The organism is Bizionia argentinensis JUB59, assembly GCF_000224335.1.
GTDB lineage: Bacteria > Bacteroidota > Bacteroidia > Flavobacteriales > Flavobacteriaceae > Algorimicrobium > Algorimicrobium argentinense.
In genome coordinates this window covers 1-21724 of the sequence record NZ_AFXZ01000022.1, presented here as the reverse complement: position 1 = coordinate 21724, position 21724 = coordinate 1, and the positions used below count along the sequence as shown (strand labels likewise).

The following is a 21724-nucleotide window of genomic DNA, read 5'->3' as shown; positions in this document are numbered from 1 at the left end:
TAGAATTTTAATCTTTCTTGAAATTTCAAATGAAAGTTAAATAAATAAAAAGATTCCTCCCGAAAGCTATCGGGATTCGTAAAATATTTATGAAAAAAATACTCCTACTTTCCGATACCCATAGTTATATAGACGACGCTGTTTTAAAATACGTAAAACAAGCAGATGAAGTATGGCATGCTGGCGATATTGGTAATTTGAAAGTTACCGACGCTATTAAAGCTTTAAAACCTTTACGTGGTGTTTATGGCAATATTGACGACGAAAAAGCCCGATTGGAGTTCCCTTTAGACAACCGATTTATGTGTGAAGGTGTTGATGTTTGGATTACGCATATTGGCGGTTATCCAAATAAATATAATGTCCGCATTAGAGAAATGATTAAAGAGAATCCACCCCGAATTTTTATTTCAGGACATTCACATATTTTAAAAGTCATGCCGGATAAAAAACTCAATTTAATACATATGAATCCCGGTGCTGTTGGGAAGCAAGGCTTTCATAATGTGCGGACGATGCTGCGTTTTACTATTGACGGTAAGAAAATTGATAATTTAGAAGTGATTGAATTCCCATCCTAAATCATTTTTAGAAGGAAAGACTACACAAGATTACAAAAGTTTAATTCATTTAAATGGAATATGCTAAACCCTCAAGATCTCAACTTACATCAGAGGGATTAAGAGAGAAAATAAAAAAGCCCAAGATCTTCACCTTGGGCTCACGCACTAATACTACTAAGATGATAGGTTTATCGTAATCGATCTACAGATTTCACAAGATCCTCATCCTTTTTGATGGCTTTATTGGCTAATGCCAAGAAAACGATAGAAACAATAGGAAGAAAAATCCCAATACCTTTCTCTGAAACAACAGTTTCTCCAGATAAATTTAGAGATTGATACACAAATAATCCTAGTAAAAAAAAGTTTAATATGATGTTTAGGCGCCCCAACATAAATTGCGACATCCTTTTTTTATACTTGGCTATGGATAAAATAGATAATACTGCGGATACTATAAACATAGCAAATATGTAATTAATATCCAATGCAAACACTTTTACATCTTCAGGAGTGGACCATAATTCAAACACAAAAATTAAGCCACCAGATACTATAGCAGCTAATAATAAAAATATAGTTTGAATTCGTTGAAGCATTAATATTCTAATTTATCAACTGCAAAAATAGCAGTTTCTTTTAAAATTAAGCTAAAAAAAAGAAAATAAAGTTGTATAATTGCAGTAATGTTTTGCAACTATCAGATTTGTAACACATTATTCTTCTAAAATAAGATCAATTTTTCTTCGGAATTATTCACCTTAACAATATTAAAATAAAACATTCAATTCAACATCAATATCAATGTTTGAAATATCTCAATTAAAAGCAATGAAGCTTCCTGAATTACAGGAAATAGCTCAAAAACTGAACGTTTCAAAATATCGTTCCTTAAAAAAATTAGATTTAGTTTATCAAATTCTAGATTACCAAGCAGCCAACCCTAAAGAAATTAAGGAAGTTGTTGCTACGGAAACAAAGCCCGAGAAACCTGTGGAGAAACCTGCAGTAAAACCGGCCGAAAAGACAGAAGAAAAAACACCAAGAAAGCGTGTTCAAAAAGTTCCGAGAGCCATTAAGCCGAAAACGGAAAGTCCAATTGAAACTAAATCGGAGGATAAACCTAAAGACAGTATTGAAGTAGTCGCTAATAAAGCGAAAACGCCAGATGCTGAAACAGAAAAGGAAACTACCACAACGCCTCCCAAACAAAACAAGCCAAATCCAAGACCTAAGCCAAATAAACCAAACAAACGTGAGGACAAAAACGGCAACACACAGGAGGATAAGCAAAAGGACAACCGTCCAACAAAACACGACAAGAAAAATAACGGTAATAAAGACACCAGAAATCGCTATAGAGAGCCAGACTTTGAGTTTGATGCTATTATAGAGAGTGAAGGGGTTTTGGATGTTATGCAAGATGGTTACGGTTTTTTACGTTCGTCTGACTACAACTATTTATCGTCTCCAGATGATATATACGTATCACAATCGCAAATTCGTTTATTCGGTTTAAAAGTTGGAGATACTGTATTAGGAAATGTTAGACCTCCAAAAGAAGGCGAAAAATACTTTCCTTTAATTCGTGTTAGTAAAATTAATGGTCAAAGTCCAGATGTAGTAAGAGACAGAGTTTCTTTCGAGCATTTAACACCACTTTTTCCTCAAGAAAAATTTAATCTTGCCGGAAAGCAAAGTACAATTTCTACGCGAATCATGGATTTGTTTTCTCCTATTGGAAAAGGACAACGTGGTATGATAGTATCGCAGCCTAAAACAGGAAAAACGATGCTATTAAAGGATGTGGCGAATGCTATTGCAGCAAACCACCCGGAAGTATATCAAATGATTTTATTAATTGATGAACGTCCTGAAGAAGTTACCGACATGCAACGTAATGTACGTGGCGAAGTAATTGCTTCAACCTTTGATAAAGAAGCACACGAGCACGTAAAAATTGCCAATATTGTTTTAGAGAAAGCCAAGCGCTTGGTAGAATGTGGTCATGATGTAGTTATTTTATTAGATTCTATTACACGTTTAGCAAGAGCCTATAACTCTGTACAACCAGCTTCAGGAAAAATATTAAGTGGTGGTGTTGATGCCAATGCATTGCACAAACCAAAACGTTTCTTTGGTGCTGCTCGTAATATTGAAAATGGCGGATCGTTAACTATTATTGCAACAGCATTAACAGACACAGGATCTAAAATGGATGAAGTTATCTTTGAAGAATTCAAAGGAACCGGTAATATGGAACTACAATTAGATAGAAAAATATCTAACCGTCGTATTTTCCCTGCTATCGATTTAACCTCATCAAGTACGCGTCGTGATGACATTCTATTAGATGAAACGACTATTAAACGTATGTGGGTAATGCGTAAGTACCTAGCAGATATGAATCCTGTAGAAGCTATGGAATTTATAAACGAACGTTTTAAACAAACTAAAAACAATGAAGAGTTTTTAATTTCCATGAATGGTTAAAAGCGAATCAAATATATAAAACTAAAAAATGCCTTGAGAATTTCTCAAGGCATTTTTAATTATAAACAAAACTGGATTTAAACTTTCTATAAATTTGAAATTTTCACATAAAAAAAGCCTCTCGATAAGAGAAGCTTTTTTAATTATAAACTTTTCTTCTTTATGCTAAAGAAGCTATATGCTTAGCTAAACCAGACTTCAAGTTGGCAGCCTTATTATTATGTATAATATTTTTCTTCGCTAATTTATCAATCATAGCAGTAACATCAACAAACAATTCTTGTGCTTGTCTTTGATCACTCGTATCACGCAATTTTCTGATTGCATTACGAGTTGTCTTGTGCTTAAATTTATTTCTTAAACGTTTAGATTCGTTACTTCTAATTCTTTTTAACGCTGACTTATGATTTGCCATTTGTATCTTTTCTTATTAAATAAAAATTGTAGCCCGTAGGGGAATCGAACCCCTCTTACATGGATGAAAACCATGCGTCCTAGCCGATAGACGAACGGGCCATTTTGTTTTTCAGTTTGCAAATATATATAATTAAATTTAAACCTGCAAATTTTATTTTTGTCAAAATAACTCACAATGTTCCCATTGCGGATGCAAAAATACAAATATTTTTAAGTGTTGCAACTACTATTTGAAATATTTTAAAAAAACTTTCATTTAGTATGCTTTTGCAAAAAGCACACGCCTACTAGAAGGCTTCCCAGAATACACACAATCACCACTTTGCGTGTCTCCATCCATAGGAATACAACGAATTGTCGCTTTTGTTAATTCTTTGATTTTTGTTTCAGTTTCTTCGGTTCCGTCCCAATGCGCTGAAATAAAACCACCTTTATCTTCTAAAATAGTTTTAAAATCATCGAAATTATCAACTTCTGTGGTATGCGAATCTCTATAATTAAGTGCTTTTTCATACAAACTAGTTTGAATCTCCGTCATTAATCTTTCAACAGTGTCTGTTAAATTATCAATTGAAATCACTTCTTTAGTTAATGTGTCACGTCTAGCAAGCTCTACTGTTCCATTTTCTAGGTCTTTTGGCCCTATAGCTATACGTAAAGGAACGCCTTGCAACTCGTGCTGTGCAAATTTAGCTCCTGGTCTAAATGTATCTCTATCATCAAACTTAACGGTAACACCTTTGGATCGTAGCTCACCCATAATAACATTTACAAGCGTTGTTATTTGCTCTAACTGCTCTTCGGTTTTATAAATTGGCACAATCACTACTTGGTTTGGTGCCAAATTGGGTGGTAATACCAAACCATGGTCGTCACTATGCGTCATTATTAGCGCACCCATTAAACGTGTGGAAACACCCCATGATGTTGCCCATACATATTCTTGCTTACCTTCTTTTGTTGCAAATTTGACATCGAATGCTTTGGCAAAGTTTTGACCCAAAAAGTGTGAAGTTCCTGCTTGTAAAGCTTTTCCATCTTGCATTAATGCTTCAATACAATAGGTTTCTACAGCGCCAGCAAAACGTTCACTGTCTGTTTTTATACCTTTAACAACAGGTATAGCCATGAAATTTTCGACAAATGTTGCATAAACATTATTCATTAATTCCGCTTCCTTAATAGCTTCCGCTTCGGTAGCATGAGCTGTATGACCTTCTTGCCATAAAAATTCGGCTGTTCTTAAAAATAATCGTGTACGCATTTCCCAACGCACAACATTGGCCCATTGGTTTATTAAAATAGGTAAATCTCTGTACGATTGAATCCATCCTTTATATGTATTCCATATAATTGCTTCACTGGTAGGTCTTACTATTAGCTCCTCCTCTAGTTTGGCTTCTGGATCTACACGCAGCTTCCCTGGATTATCTGGATCGTTTTGTAATCTATAATGTGTTACAATAGCACACTCTTTAGCAAAACCTTCGGCATTTTTTTCTTCAGCTTCAAATAAACTTTTAGGAATAAATAAAGGGAAGTAGGCATTTTGGTGACCTGTTTCTTTAAACATGCGATCTAATTCCGCTTGAATTTTTTCCCAAATAGCAAAGCCATAAGGTTTAATGACCATGCAGCCACGTACTGCTGAATTTTCGGCAAGGTCTGCCTTGACAACCAATTCATTATACCATTTAGAGTAGTCTTCTGCTCTACTTGTAAGTTTTTTGCTCATATTCAGGTTTTTGGCACAAAAATTGCGACTATGTTAAATATAGAAATAGTTTCACAAAACTAACTATTTTTGTTATGTTCAACAATAAAATTAAGAGATATGTCCTATAAAAACTACTTTACAGAAAAAATACCCACGATAGCGATTTTAAGCAGTTTGCTTTTAATGACAGCTTGTGGTACTTACCAACAAAGTAACGATGGTATTTATGGCTCTTCAACAACGCCAATAGAACAAGAATCCTATGTAGAAGCTAATAACGCTGAAGCTAGTTCTTATTATAAAAATTACTTCACCGAAAAATCGTCTGAACTAGATTTATATGCAGAAGAAAACGAAATTTTTACAGATGTAGATGACTATGAAGGTGATTATGTAGAGGACGACGGTACATAAGTAGCACCTGAATCTTACGCTGGTTGGGGTCAAGAAAGTGCTAATGTATCCATTAACGTTTATGCTAACGCTGGTTTTTACAATTCCTTTTACTCACCATTCTATTATGGATATTCGCCATATTATTCTGGATACTATCCAAGATATGGATATGGTTATGGTTACCACTCACCTTATTATGGAGGGTATGGATATGGTGGTTATTACAATCAATGGTATGGTTATGGTGGCTACTACGGTAGTTATTATGGCGGAAATTATAACAGGAATAATGTTGCCTATATGAATAGTAGACGCGGTAGTGTTTATAATAGTCAAACAGGACGCAACGCAACATCTAGATATTATAATACAGAGCGAATTTACAAGGACAGTAATGCACGACGAGGCTCAACAAATAATACAGTAACAAGAAGTAGTAGAACGCAAACATCTTTCTCTACGCCAAGAAGAGGTAGTACACGATCTAATAGTGATATAAATACTACTAGAAGAAATAATTCAAATACACCTCGTGTAAACACAAACACAACGAGAAGAAGTAACAACACTACATCGCCACGTGTTAATACAAACACCAAGCGTACAAATACAACAACACAACCAAGAAGGAGTAACAATAATAGTAATAACAACTACAACACATCAAGAAGAAGTTCTTCTTCAAACGCTAGTGGTTCTAGTGGTGGTCGTAGTTCTTCAGGTAGCACAAGAGGAGGTTCTGGAGGTAGACGTGGAGGCGGACGCTAACAGATAATTAAGAAAAAGAAAAAAGTATTATGAAGAAATTAATTCTAATGTCAACGGCTATATTGACAATGTCACAAATTTACGCGCAAGATATGTCTGATGCGCTCCGCTACTCGGAAGACAACATTCAAGGAACAGCGAGATATAGAGCTTTAAGCGGTGCTTTTGGAGCATTGGGAGGCGATATGAGTGCGGTAAGTATCAACCCGGCAGGTTCGGCAATTTTTAATTCCGGTCATATCTCTTTATCATTAGCCAATATGTACACCAAAAATAAAACGGCTTTTTATAATGGGTATTCGGAATCATCTGAATCTAATTTCGATGTTAACCAAACAGGTGCGGCTTTTGTTTTCTATAACAAAAACCCGAATTCAATTTGGAAAAAATTTACAATCGGTGCGTCTTATGATAAAATAAGTGATTATAACGATAAATGGTTTGCCTCTGGAACCAATTCTAATAACTCCATAGGCGATTATTTCATGCAAAATTCCAATGGTTTAAGGTTAGACGAAATTTCTGCTTTACCGGGCGAATCCTATTCGCAAGCATATCGTGATATTGGTAGTTATTATGGATTTACAAATCAACAAGCATTTTTAGGGTATGAGTCCTATATATTACAGCCGCTTACAAATGACGATGAGAACACGGTATACACCTCAAATATTGCGCCTGGTAATTACTACCAAGAATACAACATGGTATCAAGAGGTTATAACGGTAAATTCACTTTTAATGCTGCCACGCAAATTGGTGAAAAGTTGCATTTAGGTATTAACCTAAATTCGCATTTTATAAACTATGAGGAATTTACGTCCTTATATGAAAGCAATACAAACACAGGATCGACGGTAAGCAATGTGCGTTTTGAAAATGATATATATACAACAGGTTCTGGATTTTCATTTCAAATTGGAACCATTTATAAGGTTACCGAAGGTTTGCGAGCTGGTTTAAGTTATAAATCGCCAACATGGCTTACTATTAATGAAGAAACATCACAATATCTATCAACTGTAAGAGACGACGGTGGTACGAACGTAACACAAACTATAAACCCATACATTACTAATATTTACCCAAGTTACAAATTACAAAGCCCGGGTAAATTCACGGGTAGTTTAGCTTATATCTTTGGTACGCATGGCTTAATTAGTTTTGACTACTCTTTAAAAGATTATAGTAACACCAAATTTAAACCGACCTCTGACGCGTATTTTAATTCTGAAAACAACAGAATGGAAAACGCCTTAACAGCGGCATCGACATATAGATTGGGTGGTGAGGTTAAACTGAACAGTTTAAGCGTGCGAGCTGGTTACCGATATGAAGAGAGTCCTTATAAGGATGACTCTGCTATTGGTGATATATCAGGTTATTCTTTTGGTCTGGGTTATAACTTCGGAAACATGACGAGAATTGATTTAACATACGATCAGGCTCAGCAAACTAACGAAACTGGACTATATAATACAGGTCTAACTGATAGAGCAAATATTGAAAGTCGAAACTCCAATGTAACACTTACTTTAAGTTTCAACTTATAAGTAATCTATAACGACGCATTTTATAAAAAACTACCGATAACTCTAAAAAGCCCTAAAACATATTTGTTTAGGGCTTCTTTTATAAAATTAATTTTAGCTGATATATCACAATACTTTTAAACCATCCGCGAGATTTTATGATTCAACAGAAATATTTGTATTCAAAAGTTATTTTTAGGCGATTCATTATTCTTTTTATTTTAAGCCTCCACTATTTAAAAAAACAGCAACAGCTTTGAGCTTTGTTAACCTATAAAGAAGACTCGCAATAAGTACCCATACTTTATTCTTGTCTGGCTTTAGAACGCTACTGATTGCATTTATTATTTTTCACACTTTCAGTTTGAGTTTTAGCTCAGTATTTTTTTTTAGAATACTTATGGTAATTAATAGTTTGTTAATTCAGTAATCAAAAAAAGGGAATTCATTACCTTTGCAGATTAAAAACCTTTTTATTTCGAAATAATGAAAATTAATGATAATACAGCTGATTTTGATGCCCTTGGCGATGATCATGTAGGCACTTCAGCTGACACACCATTGCGCAGTGACGCTTTTGTTTTAAATTCAGAAGAAAAAATTGAAATTATTAAAAACGATGTACGCCATATTATGGAAACATTGGGTCTTGATTTAACCGATGACAGTTTAAAAGGCACTCCTAACCGAGTTGCTAAAATGTTTGTTAATGAAATATTTAGCGGTTTGAATCCTGCTATAAAACCAAGCGCATCCACTTTTGATAATAAATATAAGTATGGCGAAATGCTCGTTGAAAAAAACATTACAGTTTATTCTACCTGCGAACACCATTTACTTCCTATAGTTGGGAAAGCTCATGTAGCTTATATTTCTAACGGAACAGTTGTTGGTTTATCTAAAATGAATCGTATTGTGGATTATTTCGCAAAGCGTCCACAAGTTCAAGAACGATTAACTATTCAAGTAGTTAAAGAACTTCAGAGGGTTTTAAACACTGAAGATGTTGCCTGTGTGGTAGATGCTAAACACTTATGCGTGAACTCTAGAGGAATTCGCGATACGGAAAGTAGCACGATAACAGCAGAATTCGGTGGTAAATTTAAAGACATAGAAACACGTAGAGAGTTTTTAGATTATATTAAATTAGATACGAAATTTTAGGATTAGTCGGTAAAACTTGTTAAAATATAGAATCGTTAAATTGCTTATTTCGTAATAAATAAGCAATTTATTCTGCACGTAAACAACAAACTAACTCAACAAAAACCAACAAACCTTGCTACAGGCAGGTAGGCAACTAAACATTTTCAATATGCAGTTATACAACCAACAAAACATTCAGATTTACAACACTTTAAGTGGTGAAAAAGAAGCCTTTAAAACTATAACAGATGGTTATGTTGGCATGTACGTTTGTGGTCCAACGGTTTATAGTAATGTGCATTTAGGAAATGTGCGAACCTTTATGTCTTTTGATGTTATTTTTAGATACCTGAAGCATTTAGGTTACAAAGTACGTTATGTTCGTAATATTACAGATGCTGGTCATTTAGAAAATGATGCTGATGTTGGCGAGGATAAAATTACAAAAAAAGCGCGTTTAGAAGCTATTGAACCTATGGAAATTGTACAGCGTTACACCGTAGATTTTCATAATGTACTCCATACTTTCAATTTTTTACCACCAAGTATTGAGCCAACCGCAACGGGTCATATTATTGAGCAAATAGAATTAATACAGACTATTATAGATAACGGATTTGCTTATATCGTAAACGGCTCCGTATATTTTGATGTCCATAAATACAATGAATCTAATGAATACGGTATTTTAAGCAAACGTAAGTTAGAAGATTTAATACACAACACGCGTGCACTTGATGGCCAAAGTGACAAGAAGAATCCACAGGATTTTGCACTTTGGAAAAAAGCAGAACCAACCCATATTATGCGCTGGCCTTCCCCTTGGAGTGACGGTTTTCCAGGTTGGCATTTAGAATGTACTGCTATGAGTACTAAATATCTCGGTGATTATTTTGATATTCATGGTGGTGGTATGGACCTAAAGTTTCCGCATCATGAATGTGAAATTGCACAAAATCAAGCTGCCAAAAAACAAACACCCGTAAAATATTGGATGCACGCTAATATGCTGGAGTTAAATGGCACCAGAATGAGTAAATCTACAGGCAACTATATCAATCCTGCTGAATTGCTTTCTGGGAATAATGATATCATGTCTAAAGCTTACAAACCAAGTGTCGTAAGGTTCTTTATGATGCAGGCGTCTTATAGAAGTGTCTTGGATTTAACGGATGCAGGACTCCAGGCCAGTGAAAAAGGTTTTAACAGATTAATGGATGCTGTTAATTTATTGAATAACCTAGAGCCAGCAAACACATCTACGCATGCTATTTCCAATTGGAAACAATCGTGTTATAAGGCAATGAATGATGATTTTAATACACCAATTCTTATTGCCAATTTATTTGAAGCGGTAAAGTATATCAATCAAATCCATGATGGTTCAGCCACTATTACGGCTACCGATTTGGAACTACTTAAAAACACTATAAACACCTTTGTTTTTGATGTTTTAGGTCTTGAAAATGTAGCTAAAGAAGATAATTCTTCGACTAAACTATCTGGAGCTGTGGAGTTACTAATTAAGCTACGCCAAGAAGCACGTGCGAATAAGAATTTTGCTTTATCCGATCAAATTCGTAATGAGTTAACGGAATTAGGAATTCAGTTAAACGATAGTCAGGAAGGGACGAGTTTTACGTTTTAAGAAACCTCTCCTAGATCCTCTCCAAACGAGAAGACTATTAGATGCTACATGAAAAAAATACTCACATATCCATTTCTACTAATTATAAAGATTTATCAAACCTTTATTTCACCGTTAACGCCGCCATCGTGTCGTTTTCAACCTACCTGTTCGCATTATGCGAAAGAGGCCTTGGAAAAACATGGTTTTTTTAAGGGTGGAAAATTGGCGATTATTCGAATTTTTAGTTGTCATCCATGGGGACGAAGCGGCTATGATCCAGTTCCGGCAAAGGATGATGAGTGAAATTGAATTCGAAATCGAAGTTGACTTAATCATATATTAAAAGTATACTTAACTCCTCCTACCCATTACATTTTCAAAAGCACAGACTTCAAAAAAATAATGTTTCATTATAACTTGATGACTTTCGTATCCATTTCCAATTGCATATATTTACCCTAATAAAAAATAACGCATGTTAGCATTACAATTTAATTGGAACCCTACTACAGGGTTAGATCTTTTCGGATTTTTTGAATTACACTTTTATAGTGTTATGTGGATTGTTGCTTTCCTTTTAGGTTGGCAAATCATGAAGTATATCTTTGTAAAAGAGAAGATCAATTTGGAATATTTAGATCCACTTTTCTTATATACAGTATTAGCTACTATGCTTGGTGCTCGTTTAGGACATGTCTTCTTTTATCAGTCCGAATTAATTTCAGAAGATTTCTTCAGTATCTTTCTACCTTTCAAATTTAAAGGCGGGTTTGAATTTACAGGTTTTCAAGGTTTAGCCAGTCATGGTGCCGCTATTGGTATTATTATAGGTATGTATTTGTATCGTAAAAAATACAACTATAAATCGTTGCTCTGGATTTTGGATCGTGTGGTTATTGCTGTAGCTTCGGGAGCTATTTTTATTCGAATAGGTAACTTTATTAATTCGGAAATTATTGGAAAAGTAACGGATTCTCCATTAGGTGTGCGTTTTGTTCAAGATTATTATAGCAAGCGACAGATTGTTGGTGAAACTGGTATTGAAAATTATAAAGAAGCTTATGCGGCTGTAACCAATAATCCACAGTTTCAATATTTATTGGATGCGGTTCCTGTTCGTCATCCGGCGCAATTGTACGAATCGTTTTGTTATATATTCGTATTTCTTATTCTATGGTTTATTTACCAGAAAACAAATAAAGGACATCAGAGTGGCTTTTTATTCGGCTTATTTTTAGTCTTATTATGGACAGTTCGTTTATTTGTGGAATTTGTAAAAGAGCCACAAGGTGATGAGTATATTAAAATGTTTGGCCTGAATACTGGTCAGATGTTGAGTATTCCATTTATATTAATTGGTCTGTATTTTATGTTTATATACAAACCGAAAGCAAGTAAAAAATAGTATGATCCGTCGTTATTTTAAAATTATCTGTTTATCAGCTGCACTTATAGCTCTAACAGCAACATCTTGTAAAGAAGAACCAAAGAAAACCAAGCAGGCTGAAGTCGCCTTTAAGAAAGAAGGTGAATTACAGCTGCTCAAAAAGGTAAATGATTCTGTTTTGGTCAATCTTGATATTGAAATTGCCGATAATGAATCTGAAACGCAAACAGGGTTGATGTATCGGGAGTCTATGAAAATTAATCGTGGAATGTTATTTATTTTTCCTAACGAGCAACCTCGCTCGTTTTTTATGAAGAATACACGTATTGCTTTAGATATTATTTATCTGGATGCTAACAAAACAGTGGTTAGCTTTCAGGAAAATGCCCAGCCTTTTAATGAAGGGTCATTGCCATCTGAAGGTGCAGCAAAATACGTGCTAGAGGTAAATGCAGGCTTGGTAAACACTTGGCAATTGGAAGTCGGCGATGCGATGACGTTTAAAACAACTGATTAAGTTTTATACTACAAGTTATTTCCCTTTAATACCTTAATTATGTACATTGGTTTTAATTAGGCTGAAATTCTTCGCTTTAAAATCAATTTAAATAGTGCTACTCTAAAGGTTTGTGGCATATTAAAATAATACTTCTATAAATTTCGACACTTCAAGATAATGGGGCGTTGGCTGAATACTTCACGGTCGTGAACAAGTAATGTCTTGACGGTTTCTAACAATGGATTAAGATTCATATTAATTTCTAGATATCTAACGGCCGTCTCTCTTTTGAATATAACAGATCTTAATTAAAACGAGAACCCTTCACCTTATCCTAATTACCCTCTTAATCCAATGCATACTAACTAGTAATTTAACATAAGCAATAAATAGTTTGGCATATCCATATTAAAAGAAAACCAATAGCTTCATAGAAATTATGATTAGGATTTAGCCGTATATAACTTGCTTTAAATGAAACTTAAGCAAAACAAAAAAGCCTTTCTGAAACAATCAGAAAGGCTTTTTTACATATGTAATAAAACGTCGCTAGCTTACACTACTTCCGCTTCTTCTACTTTTTCTTTTTCTTTCAAAGAATTTGCAGCATCTCCTTTTTTAACCGCATCATACATTAACGGTGTTGCAATAAATAATGATGAGTATGTACCTACAACTACACCAACTATTAATGCGAACATAAATCCTCTAATAGAATCTCCACCGAAAACAAATATCGATAATAAAACTACTAATGTTGTTAAAGAGGTATTTAAAGTTCTACTTAAAGTACTGCTTAAAGACACGTTAATTACTTTGTTAAATGGCCATGCTGAATGCTCGTTGAAAAATTCACGAATTCTATCAAAGACTACCACGGTATCATTTAAGGAATAACCAATTACTGTTAAAATAGCCGCAATAAATGCTTGGTCTATTTCCATACTAAATGGCATGTATTTATGTGTTAATGAGAAAATACCCAACAAGATTAACACATCATGGAATACTGCCGCAACTGCACCCAATGAGAATTGCCATCTTTTAAAACGCACTAATATATATAAGAACACAACGATTAACGATCCTAGAATTGCCCATATAGACGATGTTTTAATATCATCAGCAATAGTTGGACTTACTTTGTAGTACTTCATCAAACCAATTGTTTTGTTTTGGTCATCACTTATAAACTCATCATAAGTTAGACTTCCTAAAAACGGTTGTAGTTCTTCAAATAATGTGCTTCTAATTTCTTCATCAACTGCATTATCAGTTTCGTTGACCTTGTATTTAGTGGTGATTTTTAATTGATTTGCATCCCCAAAGGTTTTAGCTTCGGCACTTCCAAAGGCTTCAGATAATTTTTCTGATATTTCATTAGCACTTACATCATTTGCAAATCGCACTTGGTAGGTTCTACCTCCAACAAAATCGACACCTTGATCTAATCCATTTGTGAATAACGAACCTAAACTGATTAGGATAGCTACTGTAGAAACGATATAAGCAATTTTACGTTTCTTTAAGAAATTAATATTGATATTTCTGAATAAGTTTTTTGTAATGGCAGTTGAGAAATCTAAATTCCCATTTTTGTTTGCATACCAATCAACAAATAACCTTGTAATAAAGATAGCTGTAAATAAAGATGTAGCAATACCAATAATTAAGGTTGTAGCAAATCCTTTAATTGGACCTGTTCCAAATATAAATAAAATTAATGCCGTTAAACCTGTTGTAATGTTAGCATCTAAAATAGAAGATAAGGCATTACTGAAACCGTCATTAATAGAGGCCTTAAGATCTTTACCTTTTGCAATTTCCTCTCGAATACGCTCAAAGATAAGTACGTTAGCATCCACGGACATACCAATGGTTAATACAATACCGGCAATACCAGGCAATGTTAATACCGCTCCTAATCCAGATAAAACACCGAAGATTAAAAGCAAGTTAAATAACATGGCAATATCAGCAAACAATCCTGCTTTACCATAGTATAAGAACATCCAGATTAAAACGACCGCCAATGCGATTAGGAATGACATTTTTCCACTTTCAATTGCTTCTTGACCTAATGATGGTCCAACAACTTCACCTTGTACAATATCCGCTGAAGCTGGTAGTTTACCAGCACGTAATACGTTTGCTAAATCCGTTGCTTCATTTAAAGTAAATTGTCCAGAGATAGAAGAGTTACCTCCTGAAATTGGACCTGTAGATACAGTAGGTGCAGAATATACAACGTTATCTAAAACGATAGCAATATGAGAACCTTGAGAGAAAGCATTTCCGGTCATTTCTTCCCAGATTTTGGCGCCTTTAGAGTTCATAACCATAGATACCGTTGGTTTACCCATTGGGTCATATTCTTGGCGTGCGTCTGTTACAACAGCGCCACTTAATTGCGGTACGTTATCTCTGTTACCATCTAATGCGTATAATTCTACGATTTCACTATCCTTTGCAGGCTTGCCAAATGCGAATTTAACAAAACGCAGGTCGCTTGGCAATAATGAACGCACTTGAGGCATACTTAAATACTCCAAAACTTTATCCTTGTCGTTAATGTTAACCATAGCTATAGCTGCGGTGTTTTGCGACTGGAACAACAAATCACGTAATGGATTTACTTCTGTTTTAGTTGAGTCTGGATCTGCTCCTAATAAATCTTCAATAGCAGAATCTTCTGAATCATCAGAATCTTGAGGTTCTGCTTGTTCAGCAAGCTCTTCTTCTTTTGGTGCTTCAGACTCTTTTAAAAGAGTATTAGCATCAAATAAAAATTGACCAAACATATCACGTTTGTAAACATCCCAAAATTCTAATTGCGCTGTACTTTGTAATAATTTAAGAGCACGCTCTTTGTCTTTAACACCTGGAAGTTCTACTAAAATACGACCAGAACTACCCAAACGTTGAATAGTTGGTGATGTTACACCAAATTCGTCAATACGTTTACGTAATACTTCGAAAGCAGAAACAATAGATTCGTCAATTTTTCTTTCGATAATTGACTTCACTTCAGTATCAGTCATGCTGCCATCTATCTCGCCGTCTAATGAACGGGTGTAGAAAATTTCAGGTGAAGCTAATCTAGTATCGCCTTTAATTTCATCGAATGCGATAAAGAAATCAGCAACGAAATCGTTTTGACTTGTTTTTTGCATTTCAGACGCATTGTCCAATGCTTGATTGAATTCTGGATTTTTACTGTAGTTAGCTAATCCTTTTAAGATATCTTTTACAGATACTTGAAGAATAACACTTACCCCACCTTTTAAGTCCAAACCAAGGTTCATGGAATTTTCCTTTACTTCAGAATAGGTATATTTAGCAATACCTAAATTGTAAACATCCATGTTTGCAAGAGAATCCAGATACTTTCGTTCCTTTACTTCATCGCCATTTGCATAAACTGCAGCACTTTCGTCAATACTATTTGCCTTAAATGTGAAAGACAACTGGTAAATACTTACCAGTCCAAACAAAATTGCAAACAGTTTTACTAATCCTTTATTTTGCATTATGTGTTAAATTATTATTGGTTGTTGATATTTTTAAAAACGAGCAAATATATATCTTCTATAATGATTTAACAAAAGGTTTGCATAGTTTCTGAATGTCAATAAACAAAAAAAACAGCTTTAAAAGCTGTTTTTTTCAAATAGTAATTTTAATGAAACTTACATTCCAGTTAAATTATCTGTTTTTTTGTATCCTTCAGGTGGTGTCATATTGAACTTATCCTCTGAAACCGTTTCTTTTTTAATTTCTGTAACTTCATTAGTAATAGTCATATTCATACCACTTTGATTTACATCTATTTTCATATATAATGGAAACCCTTTAATTGCAGAGCCCATTTGCGCTACTTGCTGATTCATGGCTGCAATTTTATCGGTTACATAAATATCCATAACAACCGTTGCGCCATCTTTTTCTACACTTACATTATACTCTTGGCATTCATAACCTAAAACTGTTTTAGTTTCATCGCCTTTTGTAATCTGAAAGTTTTTCATGGTTTCTGCATCTGCTTCAATACTAGCAGAAGCATACAGTTTTTGGTTTTCCAAAAACATCAACATTTCTTTCGTTTCACCATTTAAAATGGTAGTTGTGTTTCCAGACATTACATTAGAAGTTTCCGAACGTGTTTTGTCACCCTTAAAGTACGTAGTTGTTTTCATATCACCTATCATAGCTAATTGCGCTTGCATTTGCTCGCTATCACTAGACATGCTCTGTTTAGATGTTATAACTCCTTCCTGCATAGCCTCTTGTGCAAAACCAGAAAGAGTAAAGGTTAACACTAGAGCAAATAATAAATTTTTCATCTGTTTATTTTATTTATTTAGATTGTTTGTAGATTACTGTTTTAGGATCCTAAAATAGCTCGCAGCCAGCTTATAAAATTATAATGCCAAAAGGCCATTTGTTTTTCTTACACCTTCTGCACTTTCTTGCATATGCGTTTTTTCAGCATCCGTTAATTTGATTTCAACAATTTTCTCAATACCATTACGACCTAAAATTACAGGCGCTCCAATACAAATATCATTTAAACCATATTCACCTTCTAATAAAACAGAACATGGAAACATTTTTTTCTGATCGCAAGCAATAGCTTGAACTAATCCACTTACTGCAGCTCCTGGTGCATACCAAGCAGACGTTCCTAACAATTTAGTAAGTGTAGCTCCACCCACTTTAGTATCTTCTTTAACTTGATTTAAACGCTCTTCCGATAAAAACTCGGTAACCAACACACTGTTACGTGTTGCTAAACGTGTTAATGGCACCATTCCAGTGTCGCTGTGCCCACCAATCACCATTCCGTCTACATCACTAATAGGCGCTTCTAAAGCTTCAGCTAAACGGTATTTAAAACGTGCAGAATCTAAAGCTCCACCCATTCCTATAATACGGCTTTTTGGTAAATTTGTTGTTTTATGAACTAAATATGCCATCGTATCCATAGGATTACTAACCACAATAATAATCGTGTTTGGCGAGTGCTCAATTAAACTAGATGAAACTGCTTTTACAATACCAGCATTGATACCGATTAACTCCTCACGCGTCATACCCGGTTTTCTAGGAATTCCAGATGTAATTACACAAATATCACTATTGGCAGTTGCCGAATAATCATTAGTGATACCTGTTATTTTTGTATCAAATCCGTTTAAAGATGCCGTTTGCATTAAATCCATAGCTTTACCTTCTGCAAAACCTTCTTTAATATCTAATAGAACAACTTCTGATGCGAAATTTTTAATCGCTATATATTCTGCACAACTGGCTCCTACGGCTCCAGCACCAACTACTGTTACTTTCATGTTTATATAATTTTATTTGTGAAACATTAATTTTTACAAATTTAATATTTTTAAGTTACATACGTTTATAGAATTTATGAAATCTAAAACGAAACCTGTAACCCTAAAGATGCTGAATCGAATTCCGCTATAGTATAATCCGCATTTATAGAGAATAGACCTAGCTTTAAATTGGCGCCCAAGGTAGTACGCATACCAGTAACTTTGTCTTCAATTGAAATAGGGTTTGTTATTGTTTGTGAAAACAGAACCCCATCTGAAACATTAAAACTTCCAACTAAATCAGTTTCTGATTTCCCACTTAAATACCCTAAACCACCATAAACATTAAACATTTTAAATTTTGTTGATGCAATAAGCTCTAATAGCACCGTATTTATATTTGTTTTAATTTGTTGATTTTCTCCTTCTACAATACCTTCATCAGTAAAATCATAACTACCATCTAAATGTGTATAAGCTATTAATCCAGAAACAGCAACCGGGAACAATTTCTCTTGTGGTAGCCAAGCTGTAAACTCTTGTTGCAAACCAAATCCATAAAGCCCTGTTTCAACATCGTCTACAGCTATTTTAGGAAAATATCGTGCTTTTAACTGTGTTCCTTTAAACGGTGAAAATCCGACTTGTAAAAAAGCAGTTGGAATCATATTAACATCAGCGGAACCTATGCCTGTTGGCAACGTCACCTCTACTTCTTGATTTCCAAAAATAGGATCGTCATAGGTTAGCATTACCGAAATATCAGGATTATTATTTCCCAAAGCCGTGGCCACGGTTTTAGATGAACTATTATCTGAAAACCGAATATTACGATAATCACTAACATTCATTTCAAACGATTTTTTACTCGATTTTATAAAAGTAGTATTGGCCACTAAACCAATTTCGAAACCAAATTGTTTCTGACCTTTACCATGGCTAAACCAACCATTATTTATGCCATAAATTACACTTTCCGTAGCTGGAGTCAAATAATCTGTGCTAAAGCGTTCAGCGTCTTCAACACCTGCGGCTAACAAATCGTCTATGTTTTGTTGCGCGTAAATCCCTGACGACAGGATTAACAAAGTGATAGCAAATACTTTTTTCATACTAAAAACTATTTTAAAATATTAATTACAAGATAAACAAAAAAACGCGTTTATAAATTATAAACGCGTTTTCCCTAATAATTATAATTTTATTTATGCGTCAATATTAGCATAAATGGCATTCTTTTCAATAAATTCTCTACGTGGCGGAACTTCATCTCCCATTAGCATGGAAAAAATACGATCGGCTTCAGCACCATTATCAATTTGAACTTGACGCAAGGTTCTAAATTCAGGATTCATAGTCGTATCCCAAAGTTGCTCCGCATTCATCTCTCCAAGACCCTTATAGCGCTGAATTTTACTTCCATCTCCATATTCTGCCATAATTTCAGATCGCTCCTGATCACTCCAAGCATACTTTTTTCTAGCTCCTTTTTTAACTAAATATAAAGGTGGCGTTGCAATATAAATATGTCCGTTTTCAATCAGCTCTTTCATATATCTAAAAAAGAATGTCAGAATTAAGGTTTCAATATGACTACCATCTATATCGGCATCACACATTATCACTACTTTATGGTAGCGTAATTTTGATAAATTAAGTGCTTTACTATCTTCTTCTGTACCAATAGTAACACCCAAGGCCGTATAAATATTTTTAATCTCTTCGTTTTCAAAAACCCTGTGTGTCATGGCTTTCTCAACATTTAGAATTTTACCACGTAATGGTAGAATAGCTTGGAATGCACGGTCACGACCTTGTTTAGCCGTTCCACCCGCCGAATCACCCTCAACAAGGAATACTTCACATTTTGCTGGATCTTGCTCAGAACAGTCACTTAGTTTCCCAGGTAAACCACCAATACTCATTACCGTTTTACGCTGAACCATTTCACGCGCTTTTTGAGCTGCATGCCGTGCTTGCGCTGCTAAAATTACTTTTTGAACAATGATTTTAGCATCCTCGGGATTCTCTTCTAAATAATCAGTTAACATTTCTGAAACCGCCTGACTTACAGAAGCTGAAACTTCACGGTTACCTAATTTCGTTTTTGTTTGTCCTTCAAATTGCGGCTCCTGAACTTTAACAGAAATAATAGCTGTCAAACCTTCACGGAAATCATCACCAGCAATATCAAATTTCAATTTATCAAGCATACCAGATTCGTCGGCATACTTTTTAAGTGTATGTGTTAATCCACGACGGAAACCAGATAAATGTGTACCACCTTCGTGCGTATTGATATTGTTTACGTATGAATGCAAGTTTTCAGCGTATGATGTATTATAAATCATAGCAACCTCCACAGGCACACCGTTTTTTTCTCCTTCAAAAGCAATTACCTCTTTTGTTAATGGCTCACGGTTTCCATCTAAAAACTTGATAAACTCTTTAAGACCTTCTTTTGAATGAAATGTTTCACCTTCAAAAGTACCGTCCTCCTTTTTATGACGCTTATCAACTAAATGAACCGTAATCCCTTTGTTTAGATAAGCTAACTCACGCATTCTGCTCGCTAAAGTATCGTAGCTATATTCTAAGACATGAGTGAAAATTGTTGGATCTGGCTTAAATGTAATAACCGTTCCTCTTTTATCAGTTTCACCAACCTTTTTGACAGGATACATAGGTTTTCCCTTTTCGTATTCCTGCTCCCAAATTTCACCTAACCTGTAAACTGTAGCCGTCAAGTGTTCGGATAAAGCGTTCACACAACTTACACCAACACCATGCAATCCTCCAGAAACTTTATACGAATCTTTATCAAATTTTCCACCGGCACCAATTTTGGTCATAACAACCTCTAACGCAGAAACGCCTTCTTTTTTGTGCATATCAATAGGGATACCACGACCATCATCTTCCGTTGTAATCGAATTATCCTCATTAATTGTAACCGTAATATTGTCACAGTGCCCAGCCATTGCTTCATCAATAGAGTTGTCTACCACCTCATAAACCAAATGATGAAGACCTCGTGTGCCTGTATCCCCAATATACATGGATGGACGCATGCGCACATGCTCCATGCCTTCTAAGGCTTGAATACTATCTGCGGAATAGTTATCCTTATTAAATTCTTCTTTTTTATCGCTCATATAAAAGTTTGTTTATTAATAATTTATTTTAGCCGCATTAGAACGGAATTATTTCAGCTTACTAAATATCTGAAAAATTTGTTAATAAATCTTCAGACCTTCATAAACGTAAAAAAATGCCCTTAAGCATCCATTTGAATACAAACAAAGATAAGGAATAATAGCTCTTTTAAAAAGCATTTAAGCGGGTTAAATTAAAAATTATCAATATTTATCAATTGCCAGAAGCAGCCTTAAACCTTCTAAAAAGCACCTTAAAATTGATTTTACGGTTTTACAACTTTTGCGCAAAGAGCAAAAACCATAAAGTCAAAATAGGCGCTTTATTTGAACTGGAAAAAGTTTTCTCAATTGAAGGATTGCATCATATTAAAGGCGTTTTCCGGTCTACCTGTTCATTCTAAATTTTGCTCAAATTTATATCTTATCTTTTTAAAATTTCTAATTGAAAACACAAAACCATTCAAACTTCCATTATTTAATATTTTTAGATTTTTTGTACATAGAATTGTATTTCTGTTTGCCATTGCTCTCTGTCATTTGGCGCTCCTCTATTATATTACGTACCTAGCGGCACATTGATTAAGGATTATATATTTTCTGCTACCAGTATCATCCCTAAAGGGATGCCAATGTGCGACAAAATTATTTTCGATTTTTAAAAGCTGCTTCTATTTGTCCCGTTAAGGAC

19 protein-coding genes and 1 tRNA gene are annotated in these 21724 nt (G+C 34.6%); 11 read left to right on the top strand and 9 right to left on the bottom strand.

The features are described 5' to 3' along the window. Positions 1 to 89: 89 nt before the first annotated feature. Positions 90 to 581, top strand: coding sequence for a metallophosphoesterase family protein (locus tag BZARG_RS07300; protein ID WP_008636933.1), 492 nt, complete (start codon positions 90 to 92; stop codon positions 579 to 581). A 170-nt stretch (positions 582 to 751) separates the two neighbouring features. Here the strand turns inward: BZARG_RS07300 and BZARG_RS07295 are convergent, their stop codons facing one another. After that, positions 752 to 1162 (bottom strand): DUF4293 domain-containing protein, encoded by a 411-nt coding sequence (locus BZARG_RS07295; RefSeq protein WP_008636879.1) that lies wholly within the window; start codon positions 1160 to 1162, stop codon positions 752 to 754. A gap of 205 nt (positions 1163 to 1367) precedes the next feature. Between BZARG_RS07295 and rho the strand changes: the two genes are divergently transcribed. Further along, positions 1368 to 3056, top strand: coding sequence for a transcription termination factor Rho (gene rho / locus BZARG_RS07290; RefSeq protein ID WP_008636916.1), 1689 nt, complete (start codon positions 1368 to 1370; stop codon positions 3054 to 3056). A 160-nt stretch (positions 3057 to 3216) separates the two neighbouring features. On the opposite strand, the gene rpsT is transcribed toward rho, so the two are convergent. The 3 genes from rpsT to proS all read right to left on the bottom strand — a co-directional run bounded on the left by rpsT (position 3217) and on the right by proS (position 5208). Further along, complete coding sequence (gene rpsT / locus BZARG_RS07285) at positions 3217 to 3471, bottom strand: 30S ribosomal protein S20 (RefSeq protein WP_040288151.1); 255 nt, start codon at positions 3469 to 3471, stop codon at positions 3217 to 3219. Positions 3472 to 3500: 29 nt separating this feature from the next. Beyond that, positions 3501 to 3572, bottom strand: a tRNA-Glu gene (locus tag BZARG_RS07280). A 157-nt stretch (positions 3573 to 3729) separates the two neighbouring features. Then, entirely contained in the window at positions 3730 to 5208 is a 1479-nt protein-coding gene (gene proS, locus BZARG_RS07275; RefSeq protein WP_008636883.1) for a proline--tRNA ligase, read from the bottom strand. 99 nt (positions 5209 to 5307) lie between these two features. On the opposite strand from proS, the gene BZARG_RS07270 reads away from it, so the two are divergent. The 9 genes from BZARG_RS07270 (at position 5308) to BZARG_RS07230 (ending at position 12566) form a co-directional block, all read left to right on the top strand. Further along, positions 5308 to 5604 carry a hypothetical protein gene (locus BZARG_RS07270; protein ID WP_008636939.1) on the top strand — a complete coding sequence of 99 codons (297 nt, stop codon included), beginning with the start codon at positions 5308 to 5310 and terminating at the stop codon, positions 5602 to 5604. 43 nt (positions 5605 to 5647) lie between these two features. Continuing rightward, positions 5648 to 5890 carry a hypothetical protein gene (locus tag BZARG_RS07265; protein WP_123766891.1) on the top strand — a complete coding sequence of 81 codons (243 nt, stop codon included), beginning with the start codon at positions 5648 to 5650 and terminating at the stop codon, positions 5888 to 5890. Next, complete coding sequence (locus BZARG_RS07260) at positions 5887 to 6354, top strand: hypothetical protein (protein WP_008636912.1); 468 nt, start codon at positions 5887 to 5889, stop codon at positions 6352 to 6354. The genes BZARG_RS07265 and BZARG_RS07260 overlap by 4 nt, the downstream gene beginning before the upstream one ends. Positions 6355 to 6383: 29 nt before the next feature. Continuing rightward, positions 6384 to 7907, top strand: coding sequence for an OmpP1/FadL family transporter (locus BZARG_RS07255; protein WP_008636945.1), 1524 nt, complete (start codon positions 6384 to 6386; stop codon positions 7905 to 7907). Positions 7908 to 8372: 465 nt separating this feature from the next. Beyond that, complete coding sequence (gene folE / locus BZARG_RS07250; RefSeq protein WP_008636881.1) at positions 8373 to 9050, top strand: GTP cyclohydrolase I FolE; 678 nt, start codon at positions 8373 to 8375, stop codon at positions 9048 to 9050. Positions 9051 to 9201: 151 nt separating this feature from the next. Further along, complete coding sequence (cysS, locus tag BZARG_RS07245; protein WP_008636867.1) at positions 9202 to 10680, top strand: cysteine--tRNA ligase; 1479 nt, start codon at positions 9202 to 9204, stop codon at positions 10678 to 10680. Positions 10681 to 10728: 48 nt separating this feature from the next. Continuing rightward, positions 10729 to 10965 (top strand): membrane protein insertion efficiency factor YidD, encoded by a 237-nt coding sequence (gene yidD / locus BZARG_RS07240; protein WP_040288145.1) that lies wholly within the window; start codon positions 10729 to 10731, stop codon positions 10963 to 10965. 172 nt (positions 10966 to 11137) lie between these two features. After that, positions 11138 to 12067, top strand: coding sequence for a prolipoprotein diacylglyceryl transferase (lgt, locus tag BZARG_RS07235; RefSeq protein WP_008636923.1), 930 nt, complete (start codon positions 11138 to 11140; stop codon positions 12065 to 12067). Between the two features lies 1 nt (position 12068). After that, on the top strand, positions 12069 to 12566 hold the full coding sequence (locus tag BZARG_RS07230) for a DUF192 domain-containing protein (protein ID WP_008636925.1): 498 nt from the start codon (positions 12069 to 12071) through the stop codon (positions 12564 to 12566). A 536-nt stretch (positions 12567 to 13102) separates the two neighbouring features. Here BZARG_RS07230 and secDF read toward each other — a convergent pair. The 5 genes from secDF to gyrB all read right to left on the bottom strand — a co-directional run bounded on the left by secDF (position 13103) and on the right by gyrB (position 21033). Beyond that, the gene (secDF, locus tag BZARG_RS07225; protein ID WP_008636891.1) at positions 13103 to 16078 is read right to left on the bottom strand and encodes a protein translocase subunit SecDF; all 2976 of its coding nucleotides are present in this window, start codon (positions 16076 to 16078) and stop codon (positions 13103 to 13105) included. 159 nt (positions 16079 to 16237) lie between these two features. After that, on the bottom strand, positions 16238 to 16891 hold the full coding sequence (locus BZARG_RS07220; protein WP_008636910.1) for a hypothetical protein: 654 nt from the start codon (positions 16889 to 16891) through the stop codon (positions 16238 to 16240). Between the two features lie 78 nt (positions 16892 to 16969). Then, positions 16970 to 17896 carry a malate dehydrogenase gene (gene mdh / locus BZARG_RS07215; RefSeq protein WP_008636928.1) on the bottom strand — a complete coding sequence of 309 codons (927 nt, stop codon included), beginning with the start codon at positions 17894 to 17896 and terminating at the stop codon, positions 16970 to 16972. Positions 17897 to 17979: 83 nt separating this feature from the next. Continuing rightward, positions 17980 to 18990: a DUF6588 family protein gene (locus BZARG_RS07210; protein WP_008636930.1), complete on the bottom strand. Its 1011-nt coding sequence runs from the start codon at positions 18988 to 18990 to the stop codon at positions 17980 to 17982. A 93-nt stretch (positions 18991 to 19083) separates the two neighbouring features. Continuing rightward, complete coding sequence (gene gyrB, locus BZARG_RS07205; protein ID WP_008636874.1) at positions 19084 to 21033, bottom strand: DNA topoisomerase (ATP-hydrolyzing) subunit B; 1950 nt, start codon at positions 21031 to 21033, stop codon at positions 19084 to 19086. Positions 21034 to 21724: the final 691 nt, after the last annotated feature.

Excerpts from the sequence above, each read along its gene's own strand:
- cysS (WP_008636867.1), top strand. The coding sequence starts at position 9,202 with ATGCAGTTATACAACCAACAAAACATTCAGATTTACAACACTTTAAGT.
- rho (WP_008636916.1), top strand. The coding sequence starts at position 1,368 with ATGTTTGAAATATCTCAATTAAAAGCAATGAAGCTTCCTGAATTACAG.
- BZARG_RS07230 (WP_008636925.1), top strand. The coding sequence starts at position 12,069 with ATGATCCGTCGTTATTTTAAAATTATCTGTTTATCAGCTGCACTTATA.
- BZARG_RS07270 (WP_008636939.1), top strand. The coding sequence starts at position 5,308 with ATGTCCTATAAAAACTACTTTACAGAAAAAATACCCACGATAGCGATT.
- BZARG_RS07265 (WP_123766891.1), top strand. The coding sequence starts at position 5,648 with ATGTATCCATTAACGTTTATGCTAACGCTGGTTTTTACAATTCCTTTT.
- gyrB (WP_008636874.1), bottom strand. The coding sequence starts at position 21,033 with ATGAGCGATAAAAAAGAAGAATTTAATAAGGATAACTATTCCGCAGAT.
- BZARG_RS07260 (WP_008636912.1), top strand. The coding sequence starts at position 5,887 with ATGAATAGTAGACGCGGTAGTGTTTATAATAGTCAAACAGGACGCAAC.
- folE (WP_008636881.1), top strand. The coding sequence starts at position 8,373 with ATGAAAATTAATGATAATACAGCTGATTTTGATGCCCTTGGCGATGAT.
- secDF (WP_008636891.1), bottom strand. The coding sequence starts at position 16,078 with ATGCAAAATAAAGGATTAGTAAAACTGTTTGCAATTTTGTTTGGACTG.
- lgt (WP_008636923.1), top strand. The coding sequence starts at position 11,138 with ATGTTAGCATTACAATTTAATTGGAACCCTACTACAGGGTTAGATCTT.
- BZARG_RS07220 (WP_008636910.1), bottom strand. The coding sequence starts at position 16,891 with ATGAAAAATTTATTATTTGCTCTAGTGTTAACCTTTACTCTTTCTGGT.
- rpsT (WP_040288151.1), bottom strand. The coding sequence starts at position 3,471 with ATGGCAAATCATAAGTCAGCGTTAAAAAGAATTAGAAGTAACGAATCT.
- BZARG_RS07300 (WP_008636933.1), top strand. The coding sequence starts at position 90 with ATGAAAAAAATACTCCTACTTTCCGATACCCATAGTTATATAGACGAC.
- BZARG_RS07210 (WP_008636930.1), bottom strand. The coding sequence starts at position 18,990 with ATGAAAAAAGTATTTGCTATCACTTTGTTAATCCTGTCGTCAGGGATT.
- proS (WP_008636883.1), bottom strand. The coding sequence starts at position 5,208 with ATGAGCAAAAAACTTACAAGTAGAGCAGAAGACTACTCTAAATGGTAT.
- BZARG_RS07295 (WP_008636879.1), bottom strand. The coding sequence starts at position 1,162 with ATGCTTCAACGAATTCAAACTATATTTTTATTATTAGCTGCTATAGTA.
- mdh (WP_008636928.1), bottom strand. The coding sequence starts at position 17,896 with ATGAAAGTAACAGTAGTTGGTGCTGGAGCCGTAGGAGCCAGTTGTGCA.
- yidD (WP_040288145.1), top strand. The coding sequence starts at position 10,729 with ATGAAAAAAATACTCACATATCCATTTCTACTAATTATAAAGATTTAT.
- BZARG_RS07255 (WP_008636945.1), top strand. The coding sequence starts at position 6,384 with ATGAAGAAATTAATTCTAATGTCAACGGCTATATTGACAATGTCACAA.